Origin of the sequence: Streptomyces sp. NPDC057743, assembly GCF_042798755.1 — a bacterium.
GTDB lineage: Bacteria > Actinomycetota > Actinomycetes > Streptomycetales > Streptomycetaceae > Streptomyces.
This window is the reverse complement of sequence record NZ_JBHVJX010000024.1, coordinates 37,555-59,913: the sequence shown is the minus strand read 5'-3', so window position 1 is coordinate 59,913 and position 22,359 is coordinate 37,555. Positions and strand designations below refer to the sequence as shown.

Annotated in this window: 18 protein-coding genes; 2 read left to right on the top strand and 16 right to left on the bottom strand. The window is 71.2% G+C overall.

The genetic code is table 11. From position 1 onward, the window contains the following. Window positions 1-102: 102 nt before the first annotated feature. The 5 genes from rpmA to ACFVFQ_RS25985 all read right to left on the bottom strand — a co-directional run bounded on the left by rpmA (window position 103) and on the right by ACFVFQ_RS25985 (window position 6,487). Window positions 103-357: a 50S ribosomal protein L27 gene (gene rpmA, locus ACFVFQ_RS26005; RefSeq protein WP_274915727.1), complete on the bottom strand. Its 255-nt coding sequence runs from the start codon at window positions 355-357 to the stop codon at window positions 103-105. A 14-nt stretch (window positions 358-371) separates the two neighbouring features. Beyond that, window positions 372-692, bottom strand: a complete 321-nt coding sequence (gene rplU, locus ACFVFQ_RS26000) for a 50S ribosomal protein L21 (protein ID WP_018538042.1) — start codon at window positions 690-692, stop codon at window positions 372-374. 245 nt (window positions 693-937) lie between these two features. Then, window positions 938-4,660, bottom strand: coding sequence for a ribonuclease E/G (locus tag ACFVFQ_RS25995; protein ID WP_383420186.1), 3,723 nt, complete (start codon window positions 4,658-4,660; stop codon window positions 938-940). A gap of 214 nt (window positions 4,661-4,874) precedes the next feature. Beyond that, on the bottom strand, window positions 4,875-5,696 hold the full coding sequence (locus tag ACFVFQ_RS25990) for a TIGR03936 family radical SAM-associated protein (protein WP_383420184.1): 822 nt from the start codon (window positions 5,694-5,696) through the stop codon (window positions 4,875-4,877). A gap of 257 nt (window positions 5,697-5,953) precedes the next feature. Next, the gene (locus tag ACFVFQ_RS25985) at window positions 5,954-6,487 is read right to left on the bottom strand and encodes a GNAT family N-acetyltransferase (RefSeq protein ID WP_383420182.1); all 534 of its coding nucleotides are present in this window, start codon (window positions 6,485-6,487) and stop codon (window positions 5,954-5,956) included. A 228-nt stretch (window positions 6,488-6,715) separates the two neighbouring features. On the opposite strand from ACFVFQ_RS25985, the gene ACFVFQ_RS25980 reads away from it, so the two are divergent. Then, a complete protein-coding gene (locus ACFVFQ_RS25980; protein WP_383420180.1) occupies window positions 6,716-6,988 on the top strand; it encodes a hypothetical protein in 273 nt (90 codons plus the stop codon). A 66-nt stretch (window positions 6,989-7,054) separates the two neighbouring features. Here ACFVFQ_RS25980 and ACFVFQ_RS25975 read toward each other — a convergent pair whose 3' ends face one another. After that, window positions 7,055-9,001 carry a TIGR03960 family B12-binding radical SAM protein gene (locus ACFVFQ_RS25975; RefSeq protein WP_383420178.1) on the bottom strand — a complete coding sequence of 649 codons (1,947 nt, stop codon included), beginning with the start codon at window positions 8,999-9,001 and terminating at the stop codon, window positions 7,055-7,057. Window positions 9,002-9,090: 89 nt separating this feature from the next. Then, entirely contained in the window at window positions 9,091-10,665 is a 1,575-nt protein-coding gene (locus ACFVFQ_RS25970) for a CHAD domain-containing protein (RefSeq protein ID WP_383420176.1), read from the bottom strand. A 154-nt stretch (window positions 10,666-10,819) separates the two neighbouring features. Between ACFVFQ_RS25970 and ACFVFQ_RS25965 the strand changes: the two genes are divergently transcribed. After that, the gene (locus tag ACFVFQ_RS25965; protein ID WP_383420173.1) at window positions 10,820-11,287 is read left to right on the top strand and encodes an ATP-binding protein; all 468 of its coding nucleotides are present in this window, start codon (window positions 10,820-10,822) and stop codon (window positions 11,285-11,287) included. A 19-nt stretch (window positions 11,288-11,306) separates the two neighbouring features. Here the strand turns inward: ACFVFQ_RS25965 and ACFVFQ_RS25960 are convergent, their stop codons facing one another. From ACFVFQ_RS25960 to ACFVFQ_RS25920, 9 genes are all read right to left on the bottom strand, one after another. Next, window positions 11,307-12,521: an FtsW/RodA/SpoVE family cell cycle protein gene (locus ACFVFQ_RS25960; protein WP_383420168.1), complete on the bottom strand. Its 1,215-nt coding sequence runs from the start codon at window positions 12,519-12,521 to the stop codon at window positions 11,307-11,309. Beyond that, window positions 12,518-14,659 carry a penicillin-binding protein 2 gene (gene mrdA / locus ACFVFQ_RS25955; RefSeq protein ID WP_383420165.1) on the bottom strand — a complete coding sequence of 714 codons (2,142 nt, stop codon included), beginning with the start codon at window positions 14,657-14,659 and terminating at the stop codon, window positions 12,518-12,520. The genes ACFVFQ_RS25960 and mrdA overlap by 4 nt, the downstream gene beginning before the upstream one ends. Before the next feature lie 105 nt (window positions 14,660-14,764). Then, the gene (gene mreD, locus ACFVFQ_RS25950; protein WP_383420162.1) at window positions 14,765-15,457 is read right to left on the bottom strand and encodes a rod shape-determining protein MreD; all 693 of its coding nucleotides are present in this window, start codon (window positions 15,455-15,457) and stop codon (window positions 14,765-14,767) included. A 3-nt stretch (window positions 15,458-15,460) separates the two neighbouring features. Continuing rightward, complete coding sequence (mreC, locus tag ACFVFQ_RS25945; RefSeq protein WP_383420160.1) at window positions 15,461-16,390, bottom strand: rod shape-determining protein MreC; 930 nt, start codon at window positions 16,388-16,390, stop codon at window positions 15,461-15,463. A gap of 238 nt (window positions 16,391-16,628) precedes the next feature. Next, entirely contained in the window at window positions 16,629-17,648 is a 1,020-nt protein-coding gene (locus tag ACFVFQ_RS25940; protein ID WP_003985182.1) for a rod shape-determining protein, read from the bottom strand. Between the two features lie 296 nt (window positions 17,649-17,944). Beyond that, window positions 17,945-18,358 carry a nucleoside-diphosphate kinase gene (gene ndk, locus ACFVFQ_RS25935; protein WP_383420158.1) on the bottom strand — a complete coding sequence of 138 codons (414 nt, stop codon included), beginning with the start codon at window positions 18,356-18,358 and terminating at the stop codon, window positions 17,945-17,947. A gap of 344 nt (window positions 18,359-18,702) precedes the next feature. Then, on the bottom strand, window positions 18,703-19,047 hold the full coding sequence (locus ACFVFQ_RS25930) for a DUF4233 domain-containing protein (RefSeq protein ID WP_383420156.1): 345 nt from the start codon (window positions 19,045-19,047) through the stop codon (window positions 18,703-18,705). Window positions 19,048-19,049: 2 nt separating this feature from the next. Then, window positions 19,050-20,576 (bottom strand): bifunctional folylpolyglutamate synthase/dihydrofolate synthase, encoded by a 1,527-nt coding sequence (locus tag ACFVFQ_RS25925; RefSeq protein ID WP_383420154.1) that lies wholly within the window; start codon window positions 20,574-20,576, stop codon window positions 19,050-19,052. A 79-nt stretch (window positions 20,577-20,655) separates the two neighbouring features. Continuing rightward, the gene (locus ACFVFQ_RS25920) at window positions 20,656-22,104 is read right to left on the bottom strand and encodes a penicillin-binding transpeptidase domain-containing protein (protein ID WP_383420152.1); all 1,449 of its coding nucleotides are present in this window, start codon (window positions 22,102-22,104) and stop codon (window positions 20,656-20,658) included. Between the last annotated feature and the right edge of the window lie 255 nt (window positions 22,105-22,359).

The following is a 22,359-nucleotide window of genomic DNA, read 5'->3' as shown; positions in this document are numbered from 1 at the left end:
GTCTTCGTCTTAACGCGCCAAGGGCGGACCGGTCTTCCCGCGTGACGCGAGAAGAGGCGGTCCGCCCCTGACAACGTGCTTCGACGTGCGTCCTGACCCGAATTACTGGGCGGGGACGATGTTCACGACCTTGCGGCCGCGGAAGGTGCCGAACTGCACCGCACCGGGCTGCAGGGCGAACAGGGTGTCGTCGCCACCGCGACCGACGCCCGTGCCCGGGTGGAAGTGGGTGCCACGCTGGCGGACCAGGATCTCACCGGCGAGAACGGTCTGACCGCCGAAGCGCTTCACACCGAGCCGCTGAGCATTGGAATCGCGACCGTTCCGAGTGGACGATGCGCCCTTCTTGTGTGCCATGTCTCCTCAGTCCCTTACTTCGCCGGAGCGTCGATGCCGGTGATCTTCAGCGCCGTGTGGAGCTGGCGGTGGCCGATCCGCTTCTTGTAACCGGTCTTGTTCTTGTACTTCTGGATCCGGATCTTGTCGCCCTTGTGGTGGTCGACGACCTCGGCCTGGACCTTCACGCCCGCCAGGACCCACGGGTCGCTGGTGACCGCGTCGCCGTCGACGACCAGCAGCGTGGAGAGCTCGACGGTGTCGCCGACCTTGCTGGTGGAAATGCGGTCAACTTCGATGACGTCGCCAACAGCAACCTTCTGCTGGCGCCCGCCGGTGCGCACGATCGCGTACACGCGGAACTCTCTCTCGCTAGGTTTCGATCCTCTGATGCCAGCCGCCCTCACGGGCTCAGGGACGTCCCGTGGAATCCGACCCGCGGATAACGAGTGGGACGAGCGGCCTCCCTCGGCGGAGCCGAGAGGTGTGTGCTCAGAAGTGGTGGTGTCCACAGACACCGACGGTCAAGGTTACGGGGCCTTGACCAGGGGGTCAAACCGGCCCCGGGCCGCCTCTCGACGACCCGGGGCCGGGCACTGCTCTAGTCCTCCGCGGAGGCGGACACCGAAGCGGCCGAGGGCTGCTCGGCGGCTGCGGTCTTCTTGGCCGCAGCCTTCTTCGTCGTGGTCTTCTTCGCGGTGGTCTTCTTGGTCGCGGCCTTCTTGGCGGTGGTCTTCTTCGCCGCCGTCTTCTTGGTCGCGGTCTTGGCCGTGGTCTTCTTCGCCGCGGTCTTCTTGGCGGTGGTCTTGGCGGTGGCCTTCTTGGCCGTCGCCTTCTTCGCCGTCGCCTTCGCGGTCTTCTTCGCCGCGGGCGCCTCCTCCGCGACCTCGGCCTCCTCGGCGGCCTCGACGGGCTGCTCCGGGGCCTTCGCGGGCTCCGGCTCGCCAGCCGGCGCGGAGATCACGATCGTCCCCGCGGCCTCATCGGCGGCCTGAGGCGAACCGGTCGGCGCGGACACCCGACGGGTGGCCCGACGACGCGGACGCGCCGGCGCGGGCTCCGGCTCGGCGGCGGCCTCGACCACGGGCGCCTCGGCGGCCTCGACCGGCTGCTCCGGGGCCTTCGCGGGCTCCGGCTCGGCGGCCGGCACCACGATCGCGGCGGCCTCCTCGGTGGCCTTGGGGGTACCGGCCGGCGCGGACGCCTTCCGGCTCACCCGACGGCGCCCCCGGCCCCGACTGGCAGCGGCGGCCTCGGCCTCGGCGGGGCTGCCGAACCACTCGTCGGCACCGTCCACCGACGGCTGCAACTGAGCCTCGGTCACCGCGACCGGCTCCAGCTCCACGGCCTCCTCGGCGACCGACACCGGCGCCTCGACCTCGACGGGCTGCTCCGGCTGGGCACCGTTCGCCCCGGCCTTGCCCTTCTTCTTGCGCTTGCCGCCACCGCCGGCCGCCGTCGGCTGGTCCATGTGCACGATGACGCCGCGCCCGTTGCAGTGCACGCACTGCTCGGAGAACGACTCCAGCAGCCCCTGGCCGACCCGCTTGCGGGTCATCTGCACCAGGCCGAGCGAGGTGACCTCGGCCACCTGGTGCTTGGTCCGGTCCCGCCCCAGGCACTCCAGCAGGCGCCGCAGCACCAGGTCCCGGTTGGACTCCAGCACCATGTCGATGAAGTCGATGACGACGATGCCGCCCAGGTCGCGCAGCCGCAGCTGGCGCACGATCTCCTCGGCCGCCTCCAGGTTGTTCCGGGTGACGGTCTCTTCGAGGTTGCCGCCCTGCCCGGTGAACTTCCCGGTGTTGACGTCGATCACGACCATGGCTTCGGTCTTGTCGATCACCAGCGAACCGCCGCTGGGCAGCCAGACCTTGCGGTCCAGCGCCTTCATCAGCTGCTCGTCGATCCGGTACGTCGCGAAGACGTCGACCTCGGACGTCCACCGCTGGAGCCGGTCCACGAGGTCCGGCGCGACGTGCGAGACGTAGCCGTGGATGGTCTCCCAGGCGCCGTCACCGCTGACGATGACCTTGGAGAAGTCCTCGTTGAAGATGTCGCGGACGACCCGGACGGTCATGTCCGGCTCACCGTAGAGCAGGCTCGGCGAGCTGGTGGAGGCCGCCTTCGCCTTCTTCTGGATCTCTTCCCACTGCGCCTGCAGCCGCTCGACGTCCCGGCGCAGCTCGTCCTCGCTCGCGCCCTCCGCGGCGGTGCGCACGATGACGCCCGCGTCCTCGGGGACGATCTTCTTGAGGATCTGCTTCAGCCGGGCCCGCTCGGTGTCCGGGAGCTTGCGGCTGATACCGGTCATCGAGCCCTCGGGCACGTAGACCAGGTAGCGGCCGGGCAGCGACACCTGGCTGGTCAGCCGGGCGCCCTTGTGACCGATCGGGTCCTTGGTGACCTGCACCAGCACCGACTGGCCGGACTTCAGCGCGGTCTCGATGCGGCGCGGCCCGTTGGCCATGCCCAGCGCCTCGAAGTTGACCTCGCCGGCGTAGAGCACGGCGTTGCGGCCCTTGCCGATGTCGACGAAGGCGGCCTCCATCGACGGCAGGACGTTCTGCACCTTGCCCAGGTAGACGTTGCCGACGTAGCTGGTGGCCTGCTCCTTGTTGACGAAGTGCTCGACCAGCACGTTGTCCTCAAGGACGCCGATCTGGGTGCGCTCGCCGCTCTGGCGGACCACCATCACGCGCTCGACGGCCTCCCGGCGCGCCAGGAACTCCGCCTCGGTGATGATCGGCACCCGGCGACGGCCCTGCTCGCGGCCCTCGCGGCGACGCTGCTTCTTGGCCTCCAGGCGCGTCGAGCCCTTGATGGACTGCACCTCGTCGGAGCCGGTGCCCTCGTCCTTCTTGCGGGGCTCGCGGACCTTGACGACGGTGCGCTCGGGGTCGTCGGCGTGCGCGGGCTCGGCCTCGCCACTGTCGCCACCGCGCCGGCGACGACGCCGACGGCGACGGCTGCTGCTGGAGCTGACGGGGCCCTCGGCCTCCTCCTCGGCCTCGGCCGGCTCCTCGCCCTCGGCGGTCTCGGCCTCCTCCTCGGCGGCACCGGCCTCCGCCGGCTGCTCCTCGGCGCCCTCGACCACCTCGCCACGACGGCGACGGCGACCGCCCCGGCGACGCCGGCGCGAGGGACGCTCGCCCTCTTCACCAGCGGCCTCGGCGTGCTCCTCCTCGGCCTCAACGGCCTCGGCGCTCTCCTCGGTCACCTTCTCCTCGACCGGCGCCGGTGCCACCTGCTCGGCCTCGGCCGGCTCACCACGGCGGCGACGACGGCGACGGGTGGCAGCCGCGGGCGCCTCCTCCACCGCCGGCTCGACCGCGGTGGCCTCCTGGCGGGCGGCGGCGTGCGCGACGGCGGCGCTCTCCGGCGTCTGGAACATCGGCTCGGACGAGAAGACCGGCGCCTGGAAGACGGCCGTCGGCGGGCGCTGCGCCCGGCGGCGACCCCGGGCCGGCGCCTCCGCCTTCTCCTCGGCGCGGGGCGCCTCGGCGGCCGCCGGCTCCGCGGGCCGCTCGGCCCGCCGACGCCGGCGTCGCGGGCCCTCGGCCTCGGCGGGCTCCGTGGCGGCCGGCTCCGCGGCGGCCGGCGCGGCACTCTCCTCGGCAGCGCCCTGCGGCGCACCAGCCGGCGCGGTGGCCTTACGCGTCGCCCGACGACGCGCACGCGCCGGACGCACCTCCTCCTCAGCAGCCGCAACGGGCGCCTCGGCAACGGCCGGAGTCTCCTCCGCCTCTTCCTCCTCGTCCGCGGTCTCCTCGACCACCGGCTCCGGCGCGCTCACCTTGCGGGTGGCACGCCGACGCGCACGGGCCGGACGCGGCTCCTCCTCGGGGGCGGCGGCCGGCGTCTCCTCGACGACCGGCTGCGCGGCACTCTCCTCGGCAGCGCCCTGCGGCGCACCAGCCGGCGCAGTGACCTTACGAGTCGCCCGACGACGCGCACGCGCCGGACGCGCCTCCTCCTCAGCAGCCGCAACGGGCGCCTCGGCAACGGCCGGCGCCTCGGCGGGCTGCTCCGGGGTGGTTGCGGGTGCGCCGGCGGGGGCGGTCGCCTTGCGGGTCGCCCGGCGGCGCGGGCGGGCCGGCCGCTCCTCGGCGGCGGGCGCGGGGCTCTCCTCGGCGGCGGGCGCCACCGGGGTCTCGGTGCTCACGACCGTCGTCTCGGCCGCGGTAGCGGCCGGCGGGCCGGCCGGGCGGGACGCCGCGCGGCGCCGGCGGCGCGGCGGCAGCGTGTCGCTGGGCGAGGTGTCGTTGTTACCAGCACGATCCGCGGACCGAGTGGATTCATTGGGCTCAATAGATTCGAGCATGCGGGCGGTTCTCCCGTCACGCTCCCGGGCGCCACGCCTGATTCCGGTCGCGGACCGCGTGATGAGCGCGGTACCACCGTCCGGGGCGCGGGCGCCGCACGGGAGCTGTCGTCTCGCTCGCCGGGCCCGTGGACCGGACCGGCGAAAGTCTCCTGGTCAGTGCGTCCGCCGAACCGGGGTGATGCCCTGGTCACCGGCGACGCGACGACGCGTCCTACGCAGTGCCGTCCCCGGAAGTCGCCGGGGCTCCGCTCTGCGCCTTCGCGGTACTCAGCCCGGGGGCCGTTGATGAAGCGGCCGTGGCAGCGTCGCGGTCGGGCGCCAACGGATCGGTCACCGAACCGGTCTCCTCATCGAGCAGCCCCTGCGCCAGCCTGGTCACCGCAGCGGGGACCGGCGGCGCCAGGTCGGCCGTAACCCGGAGGCCGGACAGGACGTCGTCGGGTCGAACGGCAGGTGTCAAATGCCGAACAACCAGCCGCAGTATCGCACAGGCACCGCCGCCGGGCCTATCGCCGGGGATCGGGGCCACTGCGTCCTCGGCCGGGCCGGCCTCAAGCCGTGCCACCGCGCCCCGGGCGTCGAAGGTCCGCATGCCGTTCTTGGTGCGGCGCTCGACCGGTACCTCCGCGGCGGCGAGGAACGCCTCGACGGCGCGCCCGGCCTCCTCGGGGGTGACCCCGTCGAGCCGCATCTCCCACACCGACGCCTGGAGCCGGTCGGCGAGGCCGCTGGTGTGCGCCTCCACCGCGTCGGTCACGTCGAGGCCGGTCGGGAGGGAGGCGTCGAGCAGCGCCCGGACGGATTCCGGGTCGCGGTGTTCGGTGAGCTGGATCTCCAGGTACTCGGCCTCACTACCGGTACCGGTCGGTGCGGCGTTGGCGTACGACACCTTGGGGTGCGGGGTGAAGCCCGCCGAGTAGGCCATGGGGACCTCGGCGCGGCGCAGCGCCCGCTCGAAAGCGCGCTGGAAGTCGCGGTGGCTGGTGAACCGGAGGCGGCCGCGCTTGGTGTAGCGCAGTCGGATGCGCTGCACCGCCGGTGCGGGCGGCGGGCCTTCGGGCTGTCGCTTGCCCAGTGTTACTTCTCCTTGGTGTAAGGGCGCGGCTGGTGCCGCCCCGTCCGGATCATCACCGCGTGAGCGGGGACACATCGTGCCCGGACGTCTTTACCTAGAGTACGTGCCGTGCCCCCGGTCGGTTCCCGGCGGGGCGCCCCGGCCGTGCCCGCGGCCCCGTCCGCCCGGCGAAATCCATTCGGACGGGTGGGCCGCCGGTGGCCCGGACCCCGCCGTCACGCGGAGATCCAGTACCGAAGCCTCTCCGCCCGACGGTCCTCGAAAACCCCGCCGCACGACTCGATCACCCGGCGCGAGCCGGCGTTGGTGTCGTCGCAGGTGACCAGCACCGCGTCGAGGCCCAACTCGTGGTGGGCGTACGGCAGTACGGCGCGCAGCATCGCGGTGGCGTGCCCCTGGCGGCGGGCGGTGGGGCGCACCGCGTAGCCGATGTGGCCGCCGAGGTCGTGCAGGGACGGGGTGAGCCGGTGCCGGACGGTGATCCGCCCCAGGTAGACGTCGCCGTCCACCCACCAGAACGTGGAGACCGGGACCGCGCCGTCCGCCCGCTCGTCCAGCGTGACCCCGCCGATTTCGCGGACGTAGGCGGCGAAGCCCTCGACGGACGGCCAGCGGGTGTGCCAGGTCCGCAGCTCGCGGCCGAGGCGGGAATCCGGGGAGCGATGCACGCCCTCGGCGCGGAACTCCGCCATGGCGGCCAGGAAGGAGTCGTGGACGCGGGCGGTGGGTGCGGTTAACTGCGGGGCCATGGCCCTATTCTGCGGGCCGGGACCGCGCCTCGACGCGGCTCGTGTCCGGGGGGCTCCTTCGTCCCTATCCGCCGCGCGCACCGCGTGAGACCTTGAAGTCAGAAAGGCAGGGGCGTGGTGCTGCCGCCCGCCGTCCGCTGCCGACCACCGTGCGGTCCTCCACGACACAGCGCGCGCTTGCTTGGATCACGCCCCTGGACAGAACGGTCTTCCCTGAGGAGGCACGTCATGTCGACTTCCACCGGCGCCAGGCGTTCGGGCCTCCGACGCCGGGCCGTGGTCACCGCCCTCGCCGCGCCCCTGCTGCTGACTCCGCTCGGCGCGATGTCGCAGCCCGCGAGCGCGTCGACCGCCCCGAGGACAGTCGCGGCCGCCACCGCTCATCACAACCGTCCGGCGTATATGTGCTCCACGCTCAAGAACTGGCTGGACCACCACCCGGCGAACACCCCGCAGTGGCGCAAGGTCTCGCTGGTGTGGACGAACCAGGGATGCTCCTGACGCGTCCGGTGCGGTGCCGCCGGCCGGCGGCACCGCACAGAAGGCGAGCGGGGCGCCCCGCTTACGTCATTGGCCGGTCGGACTGCCCGCGGGCTGCTTGACGGACAGCGGCAGCAACTTCTTGCCGGTCGGGCCGATTTGGATGGAGGTGTCCATCTGCGGGCAGACACCGCAGTCGAAGCACGGGGTCCAGCGGCAGTCCTCGACCTCGGTCTCGTCGAGGGCGTCCTGCCAGTCCTCCCACAGCCAGTCCTTGTCGAGACCGGAGTCGAGGTGGTCCCAGGGGAGGACCTCCTCGTAGGTGCGCTCGCGGGTGGTGTACCAGTCGACGTCCACGCCGAACTCGGGCAGCGTCTTCTGCGCGCACTCCATCCAGCGGTCGTAGGAGAAGTGCTCGCGCCAGCCGTCGAAGCGGCCACCGTCCTCGTAGACGGCGCGGATGACCGCGCCGATCCGGCGGTCGCCGCGGGAGAGCAGGCCCTCGACGATGCCGGGCTTGCCGTCGTGGTAGCGGAAGCCGATGGAGCGGCCGTACTTCTTGTCCCCGCGGATCTTGTCGCGGAGCTTGGCCAGGCGGGCGTCGGTCTCCTCGGAGGAGAGCTGCGGCGCCCACTGGAAGGGGGTGTGCGGCTTGGGGACGAAACCGCCGATGGAGACCGTGCAGCGGATGTCGTTGGACCCCGCGACCTCGCGGCCCTTGGCGATGACGTTGATGGCCATGTCGGCGATCTGCAGCACGTCGTCGTCGGTCTCGGTCGGCAGACCGCACATGAAGTAGAGCTTCACCTGGCGCCAGCCGTTGCCGTAGGCGGTGGCGACGGTCCGGATCAGGTCCTCTTCGGAGACCATCTTGTTGATGACCTTGCGGATCCGCTCGCTGCCGCCCTCGGGGGCGAAGGTCAGGCCGGAGCGGCGCCCGTTGCGGGTGAGCTCGTTGGCAAGATCGATGTTGAAGGCGTCGACGCGGGTCGACGGCAGCGACAGGCCGATCTTGTCTTCCTCGTACCGGTCGGCGAGGCCCTTGGCCACGTCGCCGATCTCGGTGTGGTCCGCGGAGGACAGCGACAACAGGCCGACCTCCTCGAATCCCGTGGCCTTCAGGCCCTTGTCCACCATCTCGCCGATGCCGGTGATGCTTCGCTCCCGTACGGGACGCGTGATCATGCCGGCCTGGCAGAAGCGGCAGCCGCGGGTGCAGCCACGGAAGATCTCGACCGACATCCGCTCGTGGACGGTCTCGGCCAGCGGGACGAGCGGCTGCTTGGGGTAGGGCCACTCGTCGAGGTCCATGACGGTGTGCTTGGAGACCCGCCACGGGACGCCGGAACGGTTCGGCACGACGCGCGAGATGCGGCCGTCGGCGAGGTACTCGACGTCGTAGAACTTGGGGACGTAGACGCTGCCGGTGCGCGCGAGGCGGAAGAGCAGCTCGTCGCGGCCGCCGGGGCGGCCCTCGGCCTTCCACGCCCGGATGATCTTGGTGATGTCCAGGACGGCCTGCTCACCGTCGCCGATGACCGCGCAGTCGAGGAAGTCGGCGATCGGCTCGGGGTTGAAGGCGGCGTGGCCGCCGGCCAGGATCAGCGGGTGGTCCTCGGTGCGGTCCTTGGCCTCCAACGGGACGCCGGACAGGTCGAGGGCGGTGAGCATGTTGGTGTAGCCGAGCTCGGTGGAGAAGCTCAGGCCGAGCACGTCGAAGTCGCCGACGGGGCGGTGGGAGTCCACCGTGAACTGCGGCACCTGGTGCTCGCGCATCAGCGCTTCGAGGTCCGGCCAGACGCTGTAGGTGCGCTCGGCGAGGACGCCCTCCTGCTCGTTGAGCACCTCGTAGAGGATCATGACGCCCTGGTTGGGCAGGCCCACCTCATAGGCGTCGGGGTACATGAGTGCCCAGCGGACGTCGCAGTCCGCCCACTCCTTGACGGTGGAGTTCAGCTCACCGCCGACGTACTGGATGGGCTTTTGCACGTGCGGCAGCAGAGCTTCGAGCTGCGGGAAGACCGACTCGGACATCTCGAACCTTCGTGGGCTGACAGGGGGCGACTCACAAGCGTAACCCGCTCACGGCCACCCCTTTGACGGCCGCGGTCCCGGCCCACCGGTCACCCGCGCAACGCGTCCCGGTGTTTACGGCGCGAGACCTCCGCCCACAGGGCCGGCAGCTCGCGCTCCCGTTCGGCGGCCAGCGCCTCCTCGCGGCCGTAGAGGAGGCCGAAGGTGAAGCCGCTCTCGCCGGCCCGGCGGGCCTGGGTCGCCAGCTCACGGAGGGCGGCGCGGGCGACCACACTGTCCTGGTGGTCGCCGAGGAGCTGCTGGAGCTGCTTGGTGCGCCGGACGAAGGCGCGGGCCGGGCGGCCGAGCGCCGGGGTGGCCGCCTCCGCCGCGTACCGGGCGCGCTTGGCGGCCTTGCGGGCGCCGTGCAGCGCCTCGTCGCGGTCCGGTCCGGCGGGGGCGGCGAGGGTGGCCTCGACGCGGCGGGCCAGCCGCCGGTAGTCCTTGCGGACCGCGCCGGCGACGACGGCGGGCGCGGGGCGGGCGGCGGGGGTGCGTAGCGGCGGGGCGTCGAGCAGGGCGTGCAGGTCGTCCAGGAGCGCGAGGTGGCGCGGGCCGTCGAGGGCGGCGAGCAGGCGGTCGCGGGCGCCGGCGCGGCCCCGGACCGACCAGGTGCGCAGCCGGGCCGAGACCGGACCCAGCCGCAGGGTCCGGGGGACCTCGGCGAGCGCGGTGGCGAGCCGCTCGGCCAGCACCTCCTGGTCCCGCCCGGCGCCCAACTCTGCGGCCAGCCAGCGCAGTTCACCTCCGAGCGGATCGGTGGCGGTCCGGTCCAGGACCTTGCCGTAGGTGCGGAAGGCGCTGCGCAGCCGGCGGGTGGCGACCCGCATCTGGTGGACCGCGTCGGGCAGGTCGCGCCGCACCGCCGGGTCCAACTCGACGATCGCGCGCACCTGGGCCCGGACGTAGCGGAGCACGACGTCGCCGGCGGTGCGGCCGCGGTCCTCGTCCGCGCGCTCGGCGTCCTTCCCGGTGGGCCGCGCGTCCCCTTCGGGCGCGGTCTCCGCCAGCGCGCGGGCCAGTTTGGACGGCGCCGTCGACGGGCGCGCGCCGGCCTCAACCAGCAACTGCTCGACCTCGTCCAGCAGTTCCTGACCAGCACCGCCCTCGGGGTCGAGCTCCACCTCGACCTCCCGCCAGCGAGCCTCCCCCGCACCCTGTGGGTGCAGCCGCGTGGCCCGCACGTCGTCCACCGCGACCTCGGCGAGCGGTGCGCCGGCGGCGTCCCGTAGGACGTGCGCGGTGCGTCGGGTGCGCAGCCGCACGACGGGCAGGAGCGCGGCACCGCGGGCGCGGGAGCGGACCAGGGCGGTGAGTTCGGGGGGCGGGGCGTCGGCGAGCGGGGTGCGGATCTCGTCGCGCACCGCGCCGGTGACCTCGGGGAGCACGACCGGGAGCTTGAGGTGCCAGCCCTCGTCGGCGCCGCCGGTGCGCCGCCGCAGGGTGATCCGGTCCGCGGCCAGCCGCTGGTCCGCGGTGTCGTAGTAGACGGCGTCGAGGAGCCGGGGGCGCCCCTCCGCCACGGTCGCAACCCGGCCGACGCGGGTCAGGTCGGGCAACTGGTCGGTGGCGATGGCCGGATCCGCCTCGTACTTCCGCTCGATCTCCCGCACGGTGTCCGCCATGCATCGAATCTAGCCATCCGTAACGCGCCCGACCAGCCGTCCGACAGCGATCCCCGGCCGAAGTGGGTGGCATCGCCGACACACGGTGTCTTACGGTGTGTGACAAGTCGTCCACACAGCGTGGCAATCGGCTCGATCCACACCGGGAGAAACCGTGCACCCCGACACCGCAGCCATCGCCCGGCCCCCTCTCCGCGTCGCGGCGGGCGCCCGTCCGTACCTCCTCACGGCGCCGAGTCGGCCCAACGCCCCCAAGGCCGCCCGGGACTTCGTCCGCGCGGTGCTGCGCCACGGCCCGCTCGCCGCGGTGCGGGAGACCGCCGTGCTCCTCACCTCCGAGGCCGTCACCCGGGCCCATCTGCGCACGCCGGGCTCCGTCGACATCCTGCTCCGGGTGCTGACCACGGCCGACGCGCTGCGGATCAGCGTGCACGACGGGGGGACGGTCCCACCCGGTACCGGAGCGGCTGACGCCGCGCCCACCACCTGGGTCCCGGGCGACCGCGACTCCGCGCACGGCCTGCTGCTGATCAGCCGGCTCGCCGACGACTGGGGCACGACCCCGTTCGAGGGCCCGGCGCACACCACGTCGCTCTGGTTCGAGCTGCGCGGCGCACGCTGACCCCGCCGAGCACCAGGGGTCAGCGGGAGGCGGAGACCGGCCGCTGGGCGCGGATCGACTGCAACAGCCCGATCGCGATCCAGACCGCGAACATCGACGTGCCGCCGTAGGAGACGAACGGCAGCGGCAGACCGGTGACGGGCATGATGCCCAGGGTCATGCCGATGTTCTCGAAGGACTGGAAGGCGAACCACGCGATGATGCCGGCGGCCACGATCGTGCCGTAGAGCTCGCCGGTCTCGCGGGCGATCCGGCAGGACCGCCACAGCACCACGCCGAGCAGCAGGATGATCAGGCCCGCGCCCAGGAAGCCCAACTCCTCGCCGGCAACGGTGAAGATGAAGTCGGTCTGCTGCTCGGGGACGAACTGGCCGGTGGTCTGGCTGCCGTGGAAGAGCCCGGAGCCGGTGAGCCCACCGCCGCCGATGGCGATCCGGGCCTGGTTGGTGTTGTAGCCGACGCCGGCCGGGTCCAGGCTCGGGTTGGCGAACGCCGCGAACCGCGCGATCTGGTACGCGTCCAGCAACCCGAGCTGCCAGATGGCGAGGCAGCCTACGACGCCGGTGCCCAGCAGCCCCAGGACCCAGCGGTTGGAACAGCCGCTGGCCAACAGCACGCCCAGGATGATGGCGCCGAGCACCATCACCGAGCCGAGGTCGGGCATCAGCAGGATCACGCCGACCGGGATCGCCGCCAGACCGAGGGCCTGGAAGACGGTCCGGTGGTCCGGGTACGGACGGTCGCCGGCGTCGACCCGGGCGGCGAGGATCATCGCCATGCCCAGCGTGATGGTGATCTTGGTGAACTCGGCGGGCTGGAGCGAGAATCCGCCGGGGATCGCCAACCAGGAGCGCGAACCGTTGATGGTCGCGCCCAGCGGCGTCAGCACCAGCATCGCCAACAACACCGAACCGGCGAAGAGGAACGGGACGGCGCCGCGCAGCGTGCGGTGGCCGAGCCAGATGGTGCCGGCCGCCAGCCCGACGCCGATCGCGGTGTTCAGCAGGTGGTGGACGAGGAAGAAGTACTGGTCGCCCTTGTTGAGTTCGGTGCGGTTGCGGGTGGCGGAGTAGACCAGCAGCGAACCGAGCAGGGAGAGCAGCAGGCAGGACAGCAGCAGTATCCAGTCCAGCCGGCGCACCACCGAGTCGCGCGCCATCAGCCGGCCCCAGACGCTCTGTTCGGGGCCGTAGCGGCGGACGGAGAAGGTCCGGGACAGAAGCGGTGTGGTCACTGCGGAGGGCTCCCGGAGGGGGACGGCGAGGGGCTCGACGGCGGCTTGATGGGCGGGGACGGGATGGTGCCGTCGCTCTGGATCTTGGGCAGTCCGCGCTCCGCGTGCGGGAGCAGCGCGGCCTTGTCGTCGATCTCGCCCTTGTCGTTGACGCCGTAGAGCGCGTTGTAGATGTTGCGGACGGCCGGTCCCGAGGCGCCGGATCCGGTACCACCCTGGGCGATCGTCATCACGATCGTGAAGTCCTTGGTGTACGTCGCGAACCACGAGGTGGTCTGCTTCCCGTAGACCTCGGCGGTACCGGTCTTGGCGTGCATCGGGATCTTGTCCTGCGGCCAGCCCTGGAACCGCCAAGCGGCGGTGCCCCGTTCGGTCACGCCCTGGAGCGCGGCGCCGATCTGCTTGAGGGTCTGCTGGCTGTCCGGCAGCCGACCGTGCGACCGGGGCTTGATCATCTGCACCTTCTTGCCGTTGGGGCTGACGATCGCCTTGCCGACGGTCGGGGTGTAGAGGGTGCCGCCGTTGGCCAGGGCCCCGTAGATGGTCGCCATCTGGATCGGGGTGACGAGGGTGTCGCCCTGGCCGATTGCGTAGTTGATGGAGTCGTAGGCGTGCAGCTTCATGCCTTCGAGGCAGTTCTCCCGCGCCAGCTTGGAGACGTAGTCGTCGGCGTTCTTGGGGTGCGCGCACCAACTGTCCTTGTTGGCCGCCCAGAAGGCGTTCTTCCACTGGCGGTCCGGGACCCGGCCCTTGACCTCGTTGGGCAGGTCGATGCCGGTCTCCTTGCCGAGGCCGAACTGGTGGGCCGTCTTGTAGAACCAGTCGTGCGGGTCCTTGACCGGCTTGTCCCCGCCGTCCTTCTTCCACTCGTCGTGGCCGATCCGGTAGAAGACGGTGTCGCAGGAGACCTCCAGCGCCCGCCCCAGGCTGATGTCGCCCTCCGATTCGCCCTCGAAGTTCTTGAAGACCTGGCCGCCGATGCTGTACGAGCTGGTGCAGGGGTAGTGGCCGTCGAACGGGTAGCCCGCGTTGACCGCGGCCGTGGTCGAGATGACCTTGAAGATCGAGCCGGGGGCGGCCTGCCCTTGGATGGCGCGGTTCAGCAGCGGGTAGTCGGACGACTTGCCGGTGAGCTTGGCGTAGTCCTTGCCGGAGATCCCGCCGACCCAGGAGTTGGGGTCGTAGGTCGGGTTGGAGGCCATCGCCACCACCCGGCCGGTCTTCGCCTCCATGACGACCACGGCGCCCGAGTCGGCCTTGTAGTTGGTGCCGGTGTTCCGGTCCACCTGCGTGCGGGCCGTCTTCATGGCCTCGTCCAACTGCTGCTCCGCCAGCGCCTGGACGCGGGCGTCGATGCTGGTGATCAGCGTCGAACCGGCCTGGCCCTTGTCGCTGTCGGCCTGGCCGATGACCCGCCCGAGGTTGTCGACCTCGTAACGGGTGACGGCGGCCTTGCCGCGCAGGTAGTCGTCGTACTGCCGCTCCAGCCCGGAGCGGCCGATCTGGTCCGAGCGCAGGAACGGCGAGGGGCCGTCCTTGGCCTTCTGGATCTCCTGGTCGGTGACCGGCGAGAGGTAGCCGAGGACCTGCGCGGTGTTGGCCTTGCCGGGCGCCGGGTAGCGGCGGACGGCGGTGGGCTGGGCGCTGATGCCGGGGAAGTCCTCGGAGCGCTCGCGGATCTGGAGCGCCTGCTGGGTGGTGGCCTTGTCGGTGATCGGGATCGGCTGGTACGGCGAGCCGTTCCAGCAGGGCTGCGGGGTCTTGGCGTCGCAGAGCCGGACCTTGTTGCGGATCTCCTGCGTGGACAGGCCCAACACCTTGGCCAGCCGGGCGAGGACGGCCTTGCCGCCGTCCTTCATCTTCAGCAGGTCGGTGCGGTTGGCCGAGACCACGAGCCGGGTCTGGTTGTCGGCCAGCGGCACCCCGCGGGCGTCGAGGATCGAGCCGCGGGTGGCGGGTTCCACGACCTGCTGGACGTGGTTGGACTTGGCCTTGGCCGCGTACTCCTGGCCGTTGCGGATCTGGAGGTACCACAGCCGCCCGCCGAGCGTGAGCAGCAGCGAGAAGACCAGGATCTGAATCGCGATCAGCCGGATGGTGATCCGGGAAGTCCTCCCGGTCTCTGGAATGTTACTCATGGCGCGCAGCGCCTCCTTGGGGGGTGGCGGCGGGCGACGGCGACAAAAAGGAGCGGCGCGCAGCGCCTCCTGCCGGGGTGGCGGCGGGCGACGGGTGGGCATTGCTCACAGCCGCTTGACCCCCTTGATGCCCTTGACCCCCTTGCGTCCGCTCCCGGCTGGTCTGGGCACCCGGCCGGTACGGATCGCCTTCATCGCGTTACGGCTGGCCTTCAGCCCGGTACCCGTGGTGAGCCAGGCCGGGTTCCGCCCGACCACCGCGCCGGTTCCGCCACCGGTGTCGGTGGCCAACGGATCGTGCTCCGTGCGGCGCGCCACCGCCATCACCAACGGAACGGTGAACGGGGCGAGCAGCAGATCGTAGAGGGTGGCGCTGAGCACCAGCCCGACCAGGCCGACGTGCCGGGCGGCGGTGTCGCCGACCAGCGAGCCGACCCCGGCGTACAGCAGCGTCGAGCCGACAGCGGCGCCCAGCACGACCATCAGCGGCAGCGTCGCCGAACGGTGCTGACCGCCGTCCGGCTTCGTCAGACCCGCGGCGTAGCCGATGACGCACAGGACCAGGGCGTACCGGCCGATGGCGTGGTCGGCGGGCGGCGCGAGGTCGGCGAGCAGCCCGGCGCCGAAGCCGATGAGCGAGCCGCCGACCTGCCCGTAGACCAGAGCCAGGCCGACCACGACCAGCATCAGCAGGTCCGGTACGGCGCCCGGCAGATGGAGTCTGGCGAGGATGCCGACCTGGATGATCAGGGCGAGGACCGCCAGCGGGGTGGCGAGCAGGATCCGGTTGATGCGCATCGGTCAGCTCCTGGGGGAGGCGCTCGCGGAGGGGGTGGCCGTGACGGTGACCGTCGGCGTCGGCCGGGGCTTGACCGGGGGCGGCAGGACGGTGTCCCGCGGGTCCTTCCGGGGCGGCTGGACGACGATGCCGACGACGTCGAGCGACGAGAAGGAAACGAACGGCCGGATCTGGAGGGTGCGGGTCAGGTCGCCGTTGAGCGGTTCGACCTTGCTGACCGTGCCGACCGGAACCCCCGGCACGAACGGCTTGTCCTTGCTGGAGCCGAAGGTGACCAGCCGGTCGCCCTTCTTCACATCGGCCTTGCCGTTGAGCAGTTGGACGCGCAGCGAGCGGACGCCCTGCCCGTTGGCGAAGCCGATCTCGTTGGTCTTCTCCATCCGGGTGCCCACGGTGAACTCCGGGTCGGCAGCGAGCAGCACGGTGGAGGTGTGCGGGGTGACAGTGGTGATCCGGCCGACCAGCCCGTCGCCGTTGAGGACGGTCATGTCGCGGGCGATGCCGTCGCGGCTGCCGGCGTCGATGGTGACGGTCCAGGAGAAGCCCTGCGCCGACCCGATGGCGATGACCTCGGCGCCCTTGATGGCGTACTGGCCGGTGGCCGCGGTCTTGAGGATCTTGTCGAGCTCGGCGGCGCGGTTGCGGTTGCGGTCCGGGGTGCCCAACTTCAGCTTCAGGGCGGCGTTTTGGTGTTCCAGCTGACTGATGCGGTCGTGGCGTTCACCGGAGTCTCGCACCGCGCTGACGGCATTGCCCACCGGGTTGACGACGCGGGCCACGCCGCGCTCCACCGGGCCGAAGGCGGAGGCGGCGGCTTGCCGGGCGCCGTCGAGCGGGGACTGTTCGCCGCCGCGGATATCCACCGTGATCAACGCGAACGCGATCGCGACCAGCAGCACCAGCAGCAGCCGGCTCTCTCGTGTGTCCCTCACGTGCGGCGGCCGTGTCCTTCCTCGTAGGACCGGCCGGCTGCGGGCCCCGCCGGTCTCGTTCGGGGGTTGAGCGTTGTGCCTTGCTGTGACGGTGCGGTGGTGGAACGTCAGTGCACCGTGTCTGTGGGGGCGTTGCAGTTGTGCGCCGCCGATCCGCCCGACGGATCGGCCGTTTCCGTATGGTGCCCGACCCGCGCGAACGGCGTGACGCCGCCGCGACGGGCCGGGACCGCCTGCGTCAGCGGCGCGGCTGGGAGTCCAGGACCTGCTGGAGCGCCTCGAACTCCTCGACGCACTTGCCGGAACCGAGCGCGACGGAGTCGAGCGGGTCCTCGGCGATGTGGATCGGCATGCCCGTCTCGCGGCGCAGCCGCTCGTCCAGGCCGCGCAGCAACGCGCCACCACCAGTGAGAACGATGCCGCGGTCCATGACGTCACCGGACAGCTCCGGCGGGCACTTGTCGAGGGTCGTCTTGACCGCGTCGACAATGGAGTTGACCGGCTCCTCGATGGCCTTGCGGACCTCTGCCGCCGAGATGACGACGGTCTTGGGCAGCCCGGAGACCAGGTCGCGCCCGCGGATCTCGGTGTGCTCGTCCTGTTCCAGGTCGTACGCCGAACCAATCGTGATCTTGATGGACTCGGCGGTGCGCTCGCCCAGCAGGAGGCTGTACTCCTTCTTGATGTGCTGGATGATCGCGTTGTCCAACTCGTCGCCGGCCACCCGGATCGACTGGGCGGTGACGATGCCGCCGAGCGAGATGACCGCAACCTCGGTCGTCCCGCCGCCGATGTCCACGACCATGTTGCCGGTGGCCTCGTGGACCGGCAGGCCCGAGCCGATCGCGGCGGCCATCGGCTCCTCGATGATGTGCACCTGGCGAGCGCCGGCCTGGGTCGACGCCTCGATGACCGCGCGGCGCTCAACTCCCGTGATTCCGGAGGGAACACAGACCACCACCCGCGGCCGGGCGAGGTAGCGCCGCTTGTGGATCTTGAGGATGAAGTAGCGGAGCATCCGCTCGGTGATCTCGAAGTCGGCGATCACGCCGTCCTTCAGGGGCCGCACGGCGACGATGTTGCCGGGCGTCCGGCCGATCATCTTCTTCGCCTCGGCGCCAACGGCCAAGATGCCGCCGGTGTTGGTGTTGATGGCCACGACCGACGGTTCGTTGAGGACGATGCCGCGGCCCCTGACGTACACCAGCGTGTTGGCGGTCCCGAGGTCGACAGCCATGTCACGGCCGATGAACGACATGTTGTTCCCCATGAGGATACGTCTGGCCTTCCCAACTGGAGCGAATGCTTACTTTGAGGTCGGCAGGAGGTGATGCGCCGTGCGGCGCGGAAGCCTCCATCGTAGTTCGTAGTGTTCCCACACGAACACGGCGGGAGGTCGTTCCGCCATTGTCAGCCGTACACGTACCCGCCCCCCTTAATGGTGACGTCGTGTCGCGCGAACGCGTTCCCGCGCGTCGGCCGTAAACACCGAGGGGCGACCGATGATTTCATCGGTCGCCCCTGGTCACAAGGGGGTTGGGCGCTAACTTCCGATCAGGAAATCCCGGGGAAGAAAATCTTGATCTCGCGCTCGGCGGACTCTTCGGAATCCGAGGCGTGGATCAGATTTTCACGGGTGATCGTTCCGAAGTCCCCACGAATGGACCCACTGGGAGCGGCAATCGGGTCAGTGGGGCCGGCCAGCGCGCGGACGCCCTCGATGACCCGCTCCCCCTCGACGACCAGGGAGACGACCGGCCCGGAGGACATGAACTCCACCAGCGGCTCGTAGAAGGGCTTGCCGACGTGCTCGGCGTAGTGCTGCTCCAGCACCTCACGGTCGAGGGTGCGCAGCTCCAGCGCGGTGATCGTCCAGTTCGCCTTGCGCTCGATGCGACGGATGATCTCGCCGACCAGACCGCGCTTGACGGCGTCGGGCTTGAGAAGGACGAGGGTGCGCTGGCTCACGGAGGGACTCCCTGCTATCTGAACGACGGTCAGCGGCGCCAGGCTATCGCCTGGCCACCGCCCCGTACGCCGCCGGGTACAGCGCCCCCCAAAGCACCCCCGGCGCAAGGCCATCACCAAGTCCGTCCGTCACACGCCCACCCACAGCACCGGACGACCACCTTCTTCCCGCCCCCAACAGGAGGGGACGGGCCGGAGGGGCAGGGGTTCCGGACGTAAAGCGAAGCAGTCCGGAACCCCTGCCCCGGAGGCCCGTCACCGCACCCCGACAGCCCCGCGCAGCGGCTCGGCGCCGCAGGCGCAAAGCCAGCACCCCCACGGCGGGAACGCCGACAACGTGGGACTCAGCCCGCGGCCGCCGACTCGGCCGCGAAACGCGCCTTCGCCTCGTCGATCTTCCGCCCGTAGTGGACCGAGGCCCACCACAGCGCGGCGAAGACGGCGCCGAGGAAGTACATCGTGGGGACGACCAGGCCGCTGGCGATCAGCGCGATCTGGAGTGCCCAGCCCAACTGGACGCCGCCAGGGCGGGAGAGCATCCCGCACAGCAGCACGCTCAGCAGCATCGCGATGCCGCTGACGATCCAGATGGTGGCCCGGGAGAGGTCGGTGAGCTGCATCGCGACCAGGCCGGCGAAGCCGATCACGAAGAACTCCCCTATCAGGGTGCTGGCACACAGCGTGCGCATGGTCAGTTCCTTCCCAGGAGCAGCCGGGCCTCGCCGACCGTGATCACCGAGCCGGTCACCAGCACGCCGGCGCCGGAGAACTCGCCCTCCTCCTCGGCGAGGGTGATCGCCGCCTCCAGCGCATCGTCCAGCCGCGGCTCGACCTGGACCCGCTCGGCGCCGAAGACCTCCACCGCGATGGCGGCCAACTCGTCCGGATCCATCGCCCGTTGGCTGGAGTTACGCGTCACCACGATCTCGGCGAAGATCGGCTCGAACGCCTCCAGCACGCCCCGGACGTCCTTGTCGCCGCTGGTGCCGACGACGCCGATGAGGCGGCTGAAGCCGAACGCCTCACTGACCGTCTCGGCCGCGGCCCGGGCGCCGCTCGGGTTGTGCGCGGCGTCCAGCACCACCGTGGGGCTGCTCCGGACGACCTCCATCCGGCCGGGCGAGCTCACCGAGGCGAACGCGGAGCGGATGATGTCGAGGTCGAGGGTGCGGGCGTGGCCCGCGCCGACACCGAAGAACGCCTCGACGGCGGCGAGCGCGACCGCGGCGTTGTGCGCCTGGTGGGCGCCGTGCAGCGGGAGGAAGATCTCCGGGTACTCGCCGCCCAGGCCGCGCAGGGTCAGCATCTGGCCGCCGACCGCCACCTCGCGGGAGAGCACCCCGAACTCCATGCCCTCGCGGGCCACCGTGGCGTCCACCTCGACGGCGCGCTTGAGCATCACCGAGGCCGCGTCCACCGGCTGCTGGGCCAGGACGACGGTGGCGTCCTTCTTGATGATCCCGGACTTCTCGCCGGCGATCTGCTCGGGCGTCTCGCCCAGCCGGTCGGTGTGGTCCAGGGAGATGGGGGTGATCACCGCGACGTCGGCGTCGATGACGTTGGTCGCGTCCCAGGTGCCGCCCATGCCGACCTCGACGACCGCGACGTCCACGGGGGCGTCGGCGAACGCGGCGTACGCCATCGCCGTCAGCACCTCGAAGAAGGAGAGGCGGTACTCCTGCTGGCCGTCGATCATCTCGATGTATGGCGCGATGTCGCGGTAGGTCTCGATGAAGCGCTCGGCGGAGATCGGGGCGCCGTCGAGGCTGATCCGCTCGGTGACGGACTGGACGTGCGGGCTGGTGTACCGGCCGGTGCGCAGCTCGAAGCCGCCGAGCAGGGCCTCGATCATGCGGGCCGTGCTGGTCTTGCCGTTGGTCCCCGTGATGTGGATCGAGGGGTAGGCCCGCTGCGGGGAGCCGAGGACGTCCATGAGCGCGGCGATGCGCTCGATCGACGGGTCCAGCTGGGTCTCGCCCCAGCGGCCGGCCAGCTCCTCCTCGACGGCGCGCAGCGCGGCGTCAACCTCCGGGTCGGCGGGGCGGGCCGGGACTTGGTCCGCCTGCGGCGGTCCGGCCTGCGCGCGCAGGGTCCGGCTGCCGGCCTCGATCACCGCGAGATCGGGGTCGCGTTGCGTCTCGGCCTCGACCATGTCGTCGAAGGCGTCCGACGGGTCGGGAGTCGGGTCGGGGTCGTCGTTCTGGGGGCGCTCGCTCACGACGACAAGTCTACGAGGCACCACCGACAACGGGCCTGCGCCGCCCCCGCTCCCGCCCGGGCGGGAGCCGAGCCGCCGGTCAGGACAGTGCCGCCTGCATCATCGCCTTGGCGATCGGGGCCGCGAGGCCGTTGCCGGAGACCTCGTTGCGGGCCGCGTGCCCGTCCTCGACCATCACGGCCACCGCGACCCGGTTGCCCTTGCCGTCGTCGCCGTAGGAGACGAACCAGGCATAGGGGGTGCCGCTGTTGTTGACGCCGTGCTGGGCGGTGCCGGTCTTGCCGCCGACGGTCACCCCGCCGATCTTCGCGTTGGAGCCGGTGCCCTTGTCCACGACCGTCTGCATCGCCGAGCGGAGCTGGTCGGCGGTGCCCGACGACATCGCCTTGCGGTAGGTCTTCGGGCTGTTCTTCTGGAGGGTGTTGCCGCCGCCGTCGGTGACCTTGTCCACGAGCTGCGGGGTCTTCAGGTCGCCCCCGTTGGCGATCGCCGAGACCACCATCGCCATCTGGAGCGGGGTGGCCTGGTCGTCGAACTGGCCGATGCCGGAGAGCGCGGTCTGCGCCTGGTCCATGTCCTTGGGGTAGACGCTGGAGGTGGCGCGCACGGGGACGTCCATCTTGGCGTCGTTGAAGCCCAACTTCTCGGCCTGCGCCCGCACCTTGTCCTTGCCCAGGTCGACGGCCATCTTGGCGAAGACGGTGTTGCAGGAGTACTGGAGCGCGGTGCGGATGGTGGCGTTCTGGCAGGGCGCCGAGGCGCTCTCGTTGGTCAGCTTGGTGCGGGTGTTGGGCAGGGTGTACGGGTCGGGGCTCTGGGTGGGCTGGTCCACGGAGGAGTACAGGCCGTTCTCCAGCGCGGCGGCGGCGACCACCAGCTTGAAGGTGGAGCCGGGCGGCAGCGGCTGGCGCAGCGCGCGGTTGAGGTTGGGCTGGTTGCCGTCCTTGGTCAGGGCCTCCCACGCCTTCTGGTCGGCGCTGCCGGAGCCGGAGAACTTGCCCGGGTCGTACGACGGGGTGCTGACCATGCCCAGGATCCGGCCGGTCGCCGGGTCCAGGGCGACGGCCGCGCCGGTCTTGCCGCCGAGCGCCTCGTAGCCGGCCTTCTGCACCTTGGCGTCGATGGTGGTGGACACGTCGCCGGCCTTGGGGCGCTCGTGCAGCAGGGTGTCGGCGGGGGTCTGGAGGCGGCTGTCGGAGCCGCCGAGCAACGGGCCGTAGAGGCTCTCCAGTTGGGTGCTGCCGAAGATCTGCGAGGAGAAGCCGGTGATCGGGGCGTAGAGGGCGCCGTCCTTGTAGGTCCGCTTGTACTTGAGCGAGGAGGAGGTGGCGGCGGAGCCGGTGACCGGTTGGCCGTCGACGAGGATGTTGCCCAGGGGGGCCGAGTACTTGGCGATGTTCACCCGGGGGTTGTGCGCGTTCTCCCGGTAGTCGCTGGCCTTGGCGCCCTGGATCCAGGTGGCCCAGCCCATCAACACCAGTATCAGCGCGAGGGAGAAGACCGAGATCCGTCGCAGGGGTCGGTTCATGGGCGCGGCTCCTCGGTGCTGGGGGCGGGACCGGACATGCGTTTCCGCCGGAACTCCGGCATTCCGGTCCACGGTGCCTCGGCTTCATGAGAGCGTCATGAGAACCGTGTACCTGCTGGATGTGAGCGATCGGACCTCCGGGCGGGACAACCTTTCCGCCGTCGCGTCCCCTCTTGGACGGCGGGGTCTACGAGCGCCTTCGGGTCGCCCGGCGACGGTTAAGTGCAAAGCATGAAAAGTCAGGAAAGCAGGAGC

Excerpts from the sequence above, each read along its gene's own strand:
- mrdA (WP_383420165.1), bottom strand. The coding sequence starts at position 14,659 with ATGAGTAACATTCCAGAGACCGGGAGGACTTCCCGGATCACCATCCGG.
- ACFVFQ_RS25940 (WP_003985182.1), bottom strand. The coding sequence starts at position 17,648 with ATGTCGTTCATCGGCCGTGACATGGCTGTCGACCTCGGGACCGCCAAC.
- ACFVFQ_RS25995 (WP_383420186.1), bottom strand. The coding sequence starts at position 4,660 with ATGCTCGAATCTATTGAGCCCAATGAATCCACTCGGTCCGCGGATCGT.
- ACFVFQ_RS25985 (WP_383420182.1), bottom strand. The coding sequence starts at position 6,487 with ATGGCCCCGCAGTTAACCGCACCCACCGCCCGCGTCCACGACTCCTTC.
- ACFVFQ_RS25920 (WP_383420152.1), bottom strand. The coding sequence starts at position 22,104 with ATGAACCGACCCCTGCGACGGATCTCGGTCTTCTCCCTCGCGCTGATA.
- mreD (WP_383420162.1), bottom strand. The coding sequence starts at position 15,457 with ATGCGCATCAACCGGATCCTGCTCGCCACCCCGCTGGCGGTCCTCGCC.
- rpmA (WP_274915727.1), bottom strand. The coding sequence starts at position 357 with ATGGCACACAAGAAGGGCGCATCGTCCACTCGGAACGGTCGCGATTCC.
- ACFVFQ_RS25975 (WP_383420178.1), bottom strand. The coding sequence starts at position 9,001 with ATGTCCGAGTCGGTCTTCCCGCAGCTCGAAGCTCTGCTGCCGCACGTG.
- ACFVFQ_RS25930 (WP_383420156.1), bottom strand. The coding sequence starts at position 19,047 with ATGCGCACGCTGTGTGCCAGCACCCTGATAGGGGAGTTCTTCGTGATC.
- ACFVFQ_RS25980 (WP_383420180.1), top strand. The coding sequence starts at position 6,716 with ATGTCGACTTCCACCGGCGCCAGGCGTTCGGGCCTCCGACGCCGGGCC.
- ACFVFQ_RS25970 (WP_383420176.1), bottom strand. The coding sequence starts at position 10,665 with ATGGCGGACACCGTGCGGGAGATCGAGCGGAAGTACGAGGCGGATCCG.